The sequence below is a fragment of the Bacillus sp. BSL6 genome (assembly GCF_052928345.1).
The window spans coordinates 395,841-407,675 of record NZ_JAVGCW010000003.1; the positions used below are offsets into that span (position 1 = coordinate 395,841).

Below are 11,835 nucleotides of genomic sequence, written 5' to 3' on the forward strand. Positions count from 1 at the left end.
AAAGGAAAAGAACATCTAGACATACTGTTTAAAGTGAATTAGTAATAAAGTCAAAATACATAGTAAGGGTAGCGACGTTTTAGAGAAGATAATAGATTTTCCTAGAATAAACTGAGACGATTATGAATTTTTTAATTAGTAAGGAAGTGGTTAGATGAGTTTATTAACGTATACTGAAGAATTTTTTAATTATGTAAGAGAGTTTTTACTTTTAAGATTTTTACTATTTGCTTTCGTTCTAATCATTATTTCATTTGTCATAAACCGCATTATTGATTGGTTTTTTAGGAAATCAAGCTTTTTTGATGAAGAGGTAGAGCAAACGATTCAAAGTGTGATTCGATCTATTTTTAGATATATCATTATCATTAGTCTAATCATATATTTAATTAGCCAATTTGTAGATATAAAAAGTATCATTGCAGGTGCTGGGATAGCGGGGGTTGTTATCGGCTTTGCTGCACAACAGATGCTGAAAGATGTTATATTAGGCTTTGCGAGATTAGCGGACAAAGAGTTTCGTGTTGGCGATTTTGTTACTTTTAACGGAACAAACTCAGGAACGATTGAGGAAATTAGTATTCGTTTTATGCAAATTCGTGAATGGTCAGGAAAACTTCTTACGATACCACACGGAGAGATTAGAACGATACAAAATTTTAATAAAGGCTGGATGCGAGTAATTGAACGGATTACGGTAAGTTATCAGGAAGATCCTACAAGAGTTAAGGAATTGTTAGAGGAAGTTTGTGTTAATTGTAATGAAAAATTGGCCCCAAGTCTTTATAAAGTAGAGGATGAAGCTGTTGAACCTTTTAAATATGTAGGTGTTACAGATTTAAACCCGAATCTGAAATACGTTGGATATGAATTTTGTATTACAGGTTTAATAAAGCCAGAAGATTATTTTGAAACTTCTAGACAAGTAAGATTTGAATTAATGTCTATGTTCCATAAGAATCAAGTACAAATGCCAGCAGCAAATATGCTTGTTACTACTGAAAGTTTACAGCATAGCCAAGATGGACAATCTTTATCGGACAGCTAAAGTAGAATATTTTGGTAACGGAAATGCTGCTTTCAGCATTGGATAGAAAAATAATAATAAAATGATTGATATAAAAAAGAGCTGAAGGAATTCAGTTCTTTTTAATTTGTAGAATTTAGAAATTTCTTAATGTTATAATGGTAGACGGTGATGAAAATGAACTTTGAAGAAAAAGAGATGCATCGTTTAGAGGCATTAAAAGCAATTGCTGAATTATTAAATGAAGCAACAAATTTACAAGATATGTTAGAAAAAGTGTTACATACATTGTTACAAGTTATGAATTTGCAAACAGGGTGGATCTTTTTTATTGATGAAAGTGGAAAACACCGTATGCTTGTAGATCAAAACTTACCGCCAGCTCTTACGTGGCAAGAGAAGAAGCCGATGTGTGAAGGAGATTGCTGGTGTGTAGAGCGTTTTGTGAATGGCAGATTGGAAAAAGCGACAAATATTATTGAATGTAAGCGAATAGAGGATGCGATTGAATGTAATTGGGGAGATACCGAAAATGTTACGCACCATGCGACAATTCCCCTTAGGTCTGGATCGGAGAAGTTTGGTCTATTAAATGTCGCCTCTCCTCAAAAAACACATTTTTCAGAGGAAGAATTAGCATTATTAGAATCAATTGCATTTCAAATAGGGACGACAATCCAACGTATTCAGCTAGTGGAAAAAGAACGTAAATATGTAGTAGTAGCTGAACGAAATCGACTTGCACGTGATTTACATGATTCAGTAAAACAATTGTTATTTTCTATCATGTTAACCGCAAAAGGTACTCTAAATATGACGCAAGATAGAGACTTGCAAGAGATGTTGAGCTATATTGGAGAATTATCACAGGAAGCATTACAAGAGATGACACTTTTGATTTGGCAATTAAGACCGGAAGGATTAGAGAAAGGGTTAGCTGAAGCAATTAAAAATTACGGAAAGTTGTTAGGGATTCACGTAGAAGTTCGAATTGATGGAATGGTTTCAATTGGTGATGAAATAGAAGAAGTTTTATGGCGTATTAGTCAAGAAGCGATACATAATTGTAAAAAACATGCTTCATGTGAAAAGGTACATGTTCTTTTAAAAATAGAAGATAACCAGTTGTATTTTTACATAGAGGATAACGGAATAGGATTTATACAAGAGCAAGTAAGAGAGTCAGCACTCGGTTTAAAAAGTATGAAGGAACGTATTCAGTTAATGAGGGGATCATTTCAAATAAAAACGGAGCTGAAAAAGGGTACGAAAATTGAAATTCAGTTGCCAGTTTGAAGGGGAGAAGAAGGTTGAAAATTAAATTACTACTAGTTGAGGATCATCATATCGTTCGAAGAGGACTTGTATTCTTTTTGAAAACGAGAGAAGAATTTGAAATTGTTGGGGAAGCAGAAAATGGAGAAGATGCGTTAACATTCGTCCAAACAAAAAGGCCAGATGTAGTATTAATGGATCTATCAATGCCGAAGATGGATGGCATCGAAGCAACAAAACAAATAAAACAATATGATGAAACGATAAAGATACTAATATTAAGCAGTTTTTCAGAGCAAGATTATGTTTTACCAGCACTTGAAGCCGGAGCAGATGGTTATCAATTAAAAGAAGTACAACCTGAGCAACTTGTAGCTTCTATTATTGCAGTACATGAAGGAAATACGAATTTTCATCCGAAAGTAACACCAGCACTATTAGGACGATCAGTAGTCAAGAAAGAAAAAGAAAAAGAAAACCCTTTTTCTATGTTAACGAAAAGAGAGCAAGAAGTACTTCAGGAAATTGCGAAAGGGCGAAGCAATAAAGAAATTGCAGCAGAGCTTCATATTACAGAACAAACTGTGAAAACACATGTTTCAAATATTTTAGCTAAATTGGAAGTAGATGATCGTACGCAAGCTGCACTGTACGCAGTGAAACACGGCGAGAAATAATAAGTATGAATAACTCATTGCATTTGTTAAATGATACAGCGCTAGAGCAAGCTGTAAAAGCTTTACAAGAAGCGAATCGAATTGAGTTTTATGGAAATGGTGGCTCTGGTATTATTGCGACGGATGCGTAGCATAAGTTTATGAGAACTGGTATTTCATGTATCGCTCATACCGATTTGCATTTCCGAATTATGGGAGCAGGTTTACTCTCGAAAAATTCAGTTGTTATCGGCATTTCTCATTCTGGTAGCAATAAAGGGTTACTTGAAGCGTTAGAAGTAGCGAAAGCAAGAGGAGCTAAAATTATTGCGATTACGAGCTATCAGAAATCGGCATTAAGTCAACTTACTGATATAACGCTCTATACTTCAACACGTGAGACAGAATTCCGCACAGAAGCAAGTTCATCACGATTAGCACAGTTAAGTTTAATTGATACTTTGTATGTAGGGTTGTCGTTGCAACGACAGGAGGAAACGTTAAAACATTTACAAAGTATACGTGAAACGATTTCGATGAGGCGAAAATAAGAAAAGCTCTTCAAATGAAGGGCTTTTTTTATTTTCTTGTAGAAATATGTGGCTTACTTATAGCCAGTGATAGACTCTCATTTTTAAAAATATAAAATAAAAACCGACTTATGCAATAATTCAAATATTGTTCATAATTTCACAAAATGTTTTTGAAGTGTCATGTTATGATGAACATGTAATGATGATTGAACACTTACATTTGGCATAATGATTAGCCAAACTAGTGAAGACAGAAGTTGTGAGATGAACTCATGAAAAATTCTAAAACACTAAAGGGGAGATCACATATGAAAGCAGTAGTAGTTAATAAAAATAGTAAAGCAAACATTGAAATTATTGAAAAGGAATTACGTCCGTTACACTCAGGTGAAGCGCTAGTAGATGTAGAGTATTGCGGGGTTTGTCATACTGATTTACACGTTGCAAATCATGATTTTGGAAACACAGATGGCCGTATTCTTGGTCATGAGGGTATTGGTATTGTTACAAAAATTGCTGATGATGTAACTTCACTAAAGGTAGGTGATCGTGTAAGTATTGCATGGATGTTCCAATCTTGTGGACGTTGTGAATATTGCGTGACTGGTAGAGAAACATTTTGCCGTGAAGTTAAGAATGCTGGTTATTCAGTAGATGGTGGTATGGCTGAACAATGTATTGTGACAGCTGATTATGCGGTGAAAGTACCAGAAGGATTAGATCCAGCTCAAGCATCATCAATCACATGTGCGGGTGTAACTACATATAAAGCTATAAAAGTATCCAATATTAAACCTGGCCAACCTATCGTCATCTATGGTTGTGGTGGATTAGGTAACCTAGCTATTCAATATGCTAAAAACGTATTTGGTGCAAAGGTAATTGCAGTAGATATTAATGACGATAAATTAGCCTTAGCAAAAGAGGTTGGAGCTGATATGACAATCAATCCAATTTCTCAAGGTCCTGCTGATAAGATTGTTCAAGATGAGTTTGGTGGTGCTTATGCTGCTGTAGTAACAGCTGTTTCAAAAGTAGCATTCAACTCTGCAGTTGATGCAGTACGTGCTTGTGGTAAAGTCGTTGCAGTAGGTTTACCAGTAGAAACGATGGATTTAAACATTCCGCGACTTGTACTAGATGGAATTGAAGTGGTTGGCTCTCTAGTCGGTACTCGTAAGGATCTAGAAGAGGCATTTATGTTCGGTGCAGAAGGAAAAGTAGTACCTGTTGTTCAAACTTGTTCTTTAGATAAAGTACAAAATGTATTCGAAGAAATGGAACAAGGTCGAATTCAAGGACGTATGGTAATCGATTTTAAACAGCATAATTGTGATTGCAAATAATTCACATTAAATATAAAAAATATAAGTCTAACAAAGTACATGTAAAAAAGTTAGACTGCATAAAAAGATGATCCCTGTATGCAATAGGGATCATCTTTTTTATATTCTACTAATATCAATGCCAATCCATACTTGATTAATGAGACAGGATTAAAGGTTCACTTTATTTGCAAAAGAAAAAGAATCTTTATGTTTAACAAATTTTTTATGATCAGGAACGGTTTGAATTGCTACAGTTTGCGAATCTCTTGCTTTCAGTGCATCTTGAATCCCGAGTGTCATAAGCTTAATAAATAGAATCGTAATAAAGAATGAAGCGAGAGTATAAAAAATGATCCACCATGAAAGATTCATTTCATTACGATTTAAGCCAATAAGGCCTGCCCAATCATTAGATAGAGAAACAGGTTTGAGCACTCCGTCATATAGTTCACGCATTTGTATCCCGCCAATTACAATGTTAAGCAACGCTAAATGGATAACGAGTATGAGTGTTTGGACGATATGTTCCATAAATAATACAAATAAGCGGTCAAGTAATAAGACTCGTAAGTGTTTTTTCATAATATGAAAACGGCTAGCACCTAATAATTGTGCACTTAAAATGTAATCTCGTTTCATAAATTCATCAACCTCTGAGGATATATATAAAGAAAGTGTAGGCAGAGCGACGAAAATAAGTACGAGTACTTGATAAAACGTAAATGAAATATTTGGATTTAACCCATCAGCATTTGATGTGATTACAATATTAACGGGCGTAATAAGTATGAATGCGATAAATAGAGTTGGAATATAGTAAAAAACTTCTGAGCATCCCTGGAAAAATCTCTTGAGTTTTGGAGTAAATAAACTTAAGAGGATTCCTATACATGTTCCGCATAAAATTCGAAAGAAGCTAATTGCCACGGCTAATAGAATAGTAAATTTTGCTCCTTCTATAATTTGAAAGAAAACAGACTCTCCAAAACGATCAGATCCAAAAGGCGGAATTAACGATGGCGGAAAGGGGGCCTTTCCAAGTAATTCGTTATTGTCATTGTAAAGTAATTGAGGAGGTTTTGGGATGTTATCTTTAAAGAACCAACTATAAATAAAACTAGCTGAAATAAGTATAAATAAATATGTAAAGCCGATTAAAAAGCGTTTTGATTTCCAAATAGATCTCATAATGCTACTCCTTTCAAGTGCTTTTGCCATCTATTCATCATGAATGAGATTATTTGAAAAATAGTATAAAACGGTAAAATAATCATAACCAGTATGATAAATGCAGCTGGAGGTGAAATAAACGCTTTATTAAATAAGAATTGAATAATGCCTTCCATATTAAAAACAAATTCTAAAATGAATAAATTAGAAAGTAAGAAAACAAAAAGCGTTTTTAAATGGTGGAAGAAGTGGATAGATATATTTTTGAATAAATGAATGCATAGTATATAACTTGATGAAAGGCCTTTTCCATAGGCAACCTCTACATAATCTTTTCCATGTTCTTCTTTTATGTATAACACCATCATCCGAAACATTTGTAATGTAGGTAAGACTGCTAAAGATACAATTGGGAGTAAATAAGCTCGATTTTCATTAAAAGAAATAATGGTGAAAGGAGCTTCCCCGAATTTCCTAAGTACCCATATGAAAAATATTTGCAAACAAATCATCATCATCATATCAGGGACAGCTTCTAATATGAACACAATTCGATTTATCCATTTTTTTATATAATCTTTTGCTAAAAAATAAAAAAATGCCATGCTAGATGATAGAAAGAGCGCAAGTAAAAAGGCTAAAAATAATACAGTAAATGAATATAGGTAAGGTTCTAAAACAGTTGGGAATAAAGGTGTTTTTTTGAAACTACCAAATTTCGGGTCTGATCCTATAACCACTAATGATTCAGGGGAGAAAACTTCCTTTAACATTGTAACAATCTGATTAAAAAAAAGAATTGGTTGAAAGGTAAATCCATTTTGAGTGATAAATAAATAAGGTAAATTTAATAATAATAAGAGTGATAAAAGAATGGATGAAAGCTTCATTGTGAATTGAGATATTTTATGTAACATTAAATCCCTCCGACATCTTTTTACAACATTATACAATAAATTCAATGTTACTGTCTTATTTTTCTGAAAAATAAGAAATTAATTGAGTTTTATAATTTTAATATGGAATATATATTTATACGGTAAAAAGGTTATAGTGGGGAGCCAGTCCCTATGTTCATCAAGCAAAATGTACAGTATTTCCATTTTTGAGGCATTTACTTTTCTTCAGTTGATGGGTATTTGGTGCTATTTCATTGCGATCAAGTTAATAGAACTAAGTTTTCTTAAATAAAAACCACCGAAATATAGAAGTGATTTTGAACGTAAGGAATTTGTAAGGAAGGAGTAAGAAAAAAGAGATTTTCAATGTATATGATTAAAATATAGAGAAGAACGGGAGGGGGAATAGTTACAATATATTTTTAGAAAAACAAATTAATAAAACTCTATGGAAGAAAAAGAAGAAATTATAGAAATTAACAAACATCTGAAGAAGAGGGATTAATCATTTATTAGGTCAGAGAGTTGCTTGTAGAAATAATTGATCTATAGATGATTGCAAATTCAGTGTTGACTTTTATCATTGGGAGAGTTGATAGCTGTGTGGTTAGTATATGACATACCTATCAACCATCAATACAATTTAAATAGAGAAGAGGATGCTTTATGAAAACATGCAGTAAAATTACATGTGCAAGTCTATCACTTTTAATAGCTGGAAGTTCCCTGTTATACATAACACCAGCCTCAATTGTAAAAGCAGAACCTACGCAAAATGTATCTAGTTCGTTACAAACAAGTATGCAAAGCGATCGTACTTCCGTTAAGAAAGCAATACGGGATGCACTACAACTTGGATACCCGGGAATACTCGCTAACATTTCTAAGGGTGGTAAAACTTGGAGTTATACCGCTGGGTTAGCAGATGTGAGAACAAAGAAACCAATGAAAGCAGATTTTCGCTTTCGTATTGGCAGTGTGACGAAAACGTTCATTGCAACAGTGCTACTTCAATTATCTGGAGAGAACCGTTTGAATCTAGATGACTCCATTGAAAAATGGTTGCCTGGTGTCATTCAAGGAAACGGATATGATGGTAACCAGATTACGATTCGGCAAATATTGAATCATACAAGTGGTATTGCTGACTATATAAATTCAAAAGACTTTGATATTACGGATATAAAAAAATCGTATACGGCTGAAGAATTTGTAAAGATGGGGATTTCTCTTCCCCCAGACTTTGCTCCAGGGAAGGGTTGGTCTTATTCAAATACAGGATACGTAATACTAGGAATCCTTATTGAAAAAGTAACAGGAAACAGCTATGCGGAAGAGGTTGAAAATCGGATTATTGAACCGCTTGATTTGTCAAATACATTCCTACCTGGCAATTCAAGCGTGATTCCAGGCACAAAGCATGCCCGTGGCTATTTGCAACTAGACGGAGCAAGTGAGCTAAAAGACGTTACTTATATTAACCCAGGTAGCTCGGATGGAGATATGATTTCTACTGCTGACGACTTAAACAAATTCTTCTCTTACTTACTAGGTGGCAAATTACTGAAGGAACAGCAACTAAAACAAATGCTTACTACAGTTTCTACAGATAGAGAAGGAACCGGATATGGTCTTGGAATCTATGAAACTAAGCTTCCAAATGGTGTCTCAATATGGGGACACCAGGGTAAGGTTCTAGGGTTTACCACTTTTGCTGGTGGCACACTTGGAGGCAAGCATACATTGGCCGTCAATTTGAATAGTCTTAAAGCTGATAGTCCTGATCCATTTAAAAATATTTTACTTGCTGAATTTAGGAAGTAGGCAAAAAGGCGAAATGGATAAGTTTTGTCATAGGTTTATAGTTTAAAATATATCATTTTGGTGCAAAAAACAACTTGCTCTAAAAAATTTAATACTCGTAATTAAGTATAAAAGAACGCTATCGTTTTAAGTAAATATTTCAGGAGGGTTTTATGAAAAAGAAAATGATTACTGCACTTGGTGTTTCTGCTATAATACTGACTAATTTTGTAGGAAGTACTTATGCAGACTCTAAAACAGGAGTTTCTGTTACAGCTCCTTACAATAAAAATCAAATAGCGGAATGGTTAGAAATGCACGCGAAGCCTTTAAAAACAACTAATCCAAATGCACCTTTTAATGATTTAAAACCATTTAAGAATATGGTAGGTTCTGCTTCAATTGTAGGTTTAGGTGAAGCCACGCATGGGGCTCATGAAGTTTTTACGATGAAAAACCGTATTGTGAATTATTTAGTATCTGAAAAGGGCTTTACCAACCTAGTTTTAGAAGAGGGGTGGGACAGAGCTTTAGAACTTGATCGATATGTTCTTACTGGTGAGGGAAATCCAAGCCAGCATTTATCACCTGTATTTAAGACGAAAGAAATGTTAGATTTACTTGATTGGATTCGGCAATATAATGCTAATCCAAAACATAAATCTAAAGTGCGTATCATCGGGATGGACATTCAATCAGTAAACGAGAATGTTTATAATAATATAATAGAATATGTTAAAAGAACCAATTCAAAACTTGTGCCGAGGATAGAAGAGAAGATAAAAGGTCTTATTCCTGTAACAAAGGATATGAATACTTTTGAAAGCCTTACGAAAGAAGAAAAAGAAAAGTATATTTCAGATGCTAAACAAATTAGTACTTTATTAGAAAGAAATAAAAGTTATTTAAATGGGAAATCTAAAGAGTTCGCATGGATAAAACAAAATGCCCGTATTATTGAACAGTTTACTACAATGTTAACGTCACCTCCTGATAAACCATCTGATTTATTTTTGAAACATGATATTGCAATGTATGAAAATGCGAAGTGGACTGAAGAACATTTAGGAAAAACTATTGTATGGGGGCATAATGGCCACGTTTCGAAAACAAATATGCTTCCTTTTGTATACCCTAAAGTAGCTGGGCAGTATTTAGCAGAGTATTATGGAAAACGGTACGTATCTATTGGAACGTCAGTTTATGAAGGACAATACAATGTCAAGAATAGCGATGGTGAATTTGGCCCATATGGAATATTAAAATCGGATGATCCAAACAGCTATAACTACATCTTTGGACAAGTTAAAAAAGATCAATTTTTTATTGATTTACGTAAGGCAAACGGCGTGACAAAAACTTGGTTGAACGAACAACATCCAATTTTCGCTGGAGTAACTACCGAAGGGCCTGATATACCAAAAACAGTTGATATATCATTAGGTAAAGCGTTTGATATACTTGTTCAAATTCAAAAAGTGAGTCCATCTCAACTACATCAATAAATTTAGAATAATGTACCTTAATGAAGTGTAGTGTTAAGTGTCAATAGAGTTGTTTGAATATGTCAGTTAGGTTATTTTCATTAAAGAATTATTAAATGGAATAAATGTTTTCAAATTAGAGACGATGTGGGATAGAAGCGCAGTATCATCAAGTTAACAAAATAAAATTCTACCTAAAATGAAAAAATACGCTATTCTTTCTATAGAATCATAGGAAAGGATGGCGTTTTTTGATCTAATCTATTACTACAATTTGCTCACGAAATTTAAAACTTTTTGTCCCCTAACACCTTACGAAATCTTACTAAAAATGTTGAGTTTGTACAACAAACCACATACCTATTAAGCTAAAGAACAAGTTACTCAAAAACTAGAAAAAGAGTTTGTTTCGAAACGGATATTATGTAACTTTACCGAACGGATCCGTTATCCGTGGTTGGTTAATGGACTTAACTGAAAAAGCATTTGCAGAAGATCCGAAACTAGATGGCATTAAAGGTGTAATGAACTCTTCAGGAGAAGGAAAATGGACTGTTGAAACTGCACTTGAACTGCAAGCTGCAGCACCAGTTATCGCTATGTCATTATTTATGCGCTATCGTTCTCAATAAGATGATACATTCCATGGAAAAGTAGTTTCAGCATTACGTAATCAGTTCGGTGGACATGAAGTTGTGAAAAAATAAGGATGTTTTTGAAAAGAAACTTGTGCATAAGCGCAAGTTTCTTTTTATAGTTTAAGAAATTACTAATTTAAAAATACCAATCAATCATCGTTTTTTTGTCACAAATGACAGCTTCAACGTTCATTGATTGAACAATATATTCTATATTTTCTTCTTTAGCTAATAATAAGGTTGTAAAGGAATCAAATATACTCATAAACGCATACTCATTGTCTTCGCCAGTAATAATTAACTCATTATTGCTAATGTCCCAAATATCTAATGGAGTAGTATTATCTACCTCTAATAATCCGTTTATATCAAGAATTGGTTCAGAGAAATATAAATTTTTTGCACCTTTAGAACCGAGGAGTTTAAGTAATTTATGTAATAAAAATATAGACGTATAATCTTCTGTTGGATAATAAAGATCTTCTTTTAAGTTTGAATGTAGTTTTTCAGCTAAATCCTCTCTTTTATATTCTTCTGTAAAAGCACCAATGGAAGTCAACATGGCCATTGCTAATTCTGCGTATGAATGTAATCCACTATAAGACATCATTTCCTTCCAAGAAACGGATTTCCCATTATGAATGATTTCTTCAGCGCTAGGATAGATGTGCTCATATGGTCTTTTTCTCACAGACTTTTCCCATCCTAAAGGCATTTGGACAAAAGGGTGTAGTAATATAGCTGCAGATTTAAAGGTGCATGGTAGTTGTTCTAAAATTGGCGATTTGTCATCTAGCCAAATGTAATCCAACAAAATATAACCTCCTCTTAGACTTTGAAATGTACGGATTCCCGCATTATGTTTTTTGTATTGATTGTATTAAGTATAAAGCGCTGCATGAAATATGTCCCAACATAAAAATAAGAATAAATAAAATGAAGTTTTCATAAATAGTAAAAGGATGGTTATGTCATCAGTGTAGCTAAGAAATGATGTTACATATGAAAAGAGCGTGTTAATA

At 33.6% G+C, this 11,835-nt stretch carries 8 protein-coding genes and 3 pseudogenes; 8 read left to right on the forward strand and 3 right to left on the reverse strand.

Annotated features, from left to right (window positions below; genetic code table 11):
* The first annotated feature begins 154 nt into the window (after nucleotides 1–154).
* The 5 genes and pseudogenes from RCJ96_RS13020 to adhP all read left to right on the forward strand — a co-directional run bounded on the left by RCJ96_RS13020 (nucleotide 155) and on the right by adhP (nucleotide 4,837).
* Nucleotides 155–1,048, forward strand: coding sequence for a mechanosensitive ion channel family protein (locus RCJ96_RS13020; RefSeq protein ID WP_242303654.1), 894 nt, complete (start codon nucleotides 155–157; stop codon nucleotides 1,046–1,048).
* Between the two features lie 177 nt (nucleotides 1,049–1,225).
* Nucleotides 1,226–2,323: a sensor histidine kinase gene (locus tag RCJ96_RS13025; RefSeq protein WP_270794996.1), complete on the forward strand. Its 1,098-nt coding sequence runs from the start codon at nucleotides 1,226–1,228 to the stop codon at nucleotides 2,321–2,323.
* Between the two features lie 14 nt (nucleotides 2,324–2,337).
* Complete coding sequence (locus RCJ96_RS13030; protein WP_242303655.1) at nucleotides 2,338–2,979, forward strand: response regulator; 642 nt, start codon at nucleotides 2,338–2,340, stop codon at nucleotides 2,977–2,979.
* 14 nt (nucleotides 2,980–2,993) lie between these two features.
* A pseudogene (locus RCJ96_RS13035) lies at nucleotides 2,994–3,509 on the forward strand (MurR/RpiR family transcriptional regulator); the annotation flags it as partial.
* Nucleotides 3,510–3,799: 290 nt separating this feature from the next.
* Nucleotides 3,800–4,837, forward strand: coding sequence for an alcohol dehydrogenase AdhP (adhP, locus tag RCJ96_RS13040; RefSeq protein WP_074607785.1), 1,038 nt, complete (start codon nucleotides 3,800–3,802; stop codon nucleotides 4,835–4,837).
* 150 nt (nucleotides 4,838–4,987) lie between these two features.
* Here the strand turns inward: adhP and RCJ96_RS13045 are convergent, their stop codons facing one another.
* Entirely contained in the window at nucleotides 4,988–6,007 is a 1,020-nt protein-coding gene (locus RCJ96_RS13045; RefSeq protein WP_139302774.1) for an ABC transporter permease, read from the reverse strand.
* On the reverse strand, nucleotides 6,004–6,906 hold the full coding sequence (locus RCJ96_RS13050) for an ABC transporter permease subunit (RefSeq protein ID WP_270794870.1): 903 nt from the start codon (nucleotides 6,904–6,906) through the stop codon (nucleotides 6,004–6,006). The genes RCJ96_RS13045 and RCJ96_RS13050 overlap by 4 nt, the downstream gene beginning before the upstream one ends.
* 648 nt (nucleotides 6,907–7,554) lie before the next feature.
* Here RCJ96_RS13050 and RCJ96_RS13055 point away from each other — a divergent pair.
* The 3 genes and pseudogenes from RCJ96_RS13055 to RCJ96_RS13065 form a co-directional block, all read left to right on the forward strand.
* On the forward strand, nucleotides 7,555–8,712 hold the full coding sequence (locus tag RCJ96_RS13055) for a serine hydrolase domain-containing protein (RefSeq protein ID WP_416503795.1): 1,158 nt from the start codon (nucleotides 7,555–7,557) through the stop codon (nucleotides 8,710–8,712).
* A 152-nt stretch (nucleotides 8,713–8,864) separates the two neighbouring features.
* Nucleotides 8,865–10,196: an erythromycin esterase family protein gene (locus RCJ96_RS13060; RefSeq protein WP_416503796.1), complete on the forward strand. Its 1,332-nt coding sequence runs from the start codon at nucleotides 8,865–8,867 to the stop codon at nucleotides 10,194–10,196.
* Nucleotides 10,197–10,612: 416 nt separating this feature from the next.
* Nucleotides 10,613–10,882: pseudogene (locus RCJ96_RS13065) on the forward strand (hypothetical protein); the annotation flags it as partial.
* A 67-nt stretch (nucleotides 10,883–10,949) separates the two neighbouring features.
* Here RCJ96_RS13065 and RCJ96_RS13070 read toward each other — a convergent pair.
* A pseudogene (locus RCJ96_RS13070) lies at nucleotides 10,950–11,713 on the reverse strand (DUF2711 family protein).
* Nucleotides 11,714–11,835 lie beyond the last annotated feature (122 nt).

Excerpts from the sequence above, each read along its gene's own strand:
- RCJ96_RS13020 (WP_242303654.1), top strand. The coding sequence starts at position 155 with ATGAGTTTATTAACGTATACTGAAGAATTTTTTAATTATGTAAGAGAG.
- RCJ96_RS13025 (WP_270794996.1), top strand. The coding sequence starts at position 1,226 with ATGCATCGTTTAGAGGCATTAAAAGCAATTGCTGAATTATTAAATGAA.
- adhP (WP_074607785.1), top strand. The coding sequence starts at position 3,800 with ATGAAAGCAGTAGTAGTTAATAAAAATAGTAAAGCAAACATTGAAATT.
- RCJ96_RS13045 (WP_139302774.1), bottom strand. The coding sequence starts at position 6,007 with ATGAGATCTATTTGGAAATCAAAACGCTTTTTAATCGGCTTTACATAT.
- RCJ96_RS13050 (WP_270794870.1), bottom strand. The coding sequence starts at position 6,906 with ATGTTACATAAAATATCTCAATTCACAATGAAGCTTTCATCCATTCTT.
- RCJ96_RS13055 (WP_416503795.1), top strand. The coding sequence starts at position 7,555 with ATGAAAACATGCAGTAAAATTACATGTGCAAGTCTATCACTTTTAATA.
- RCJ96_RS13060 (WP_416503796.1), top strand. The coding sequence starts at position 8,865 with ATGAAAAAGAAAATGATTACTGCACTTGGTGTTTCTGCTATAATACTG.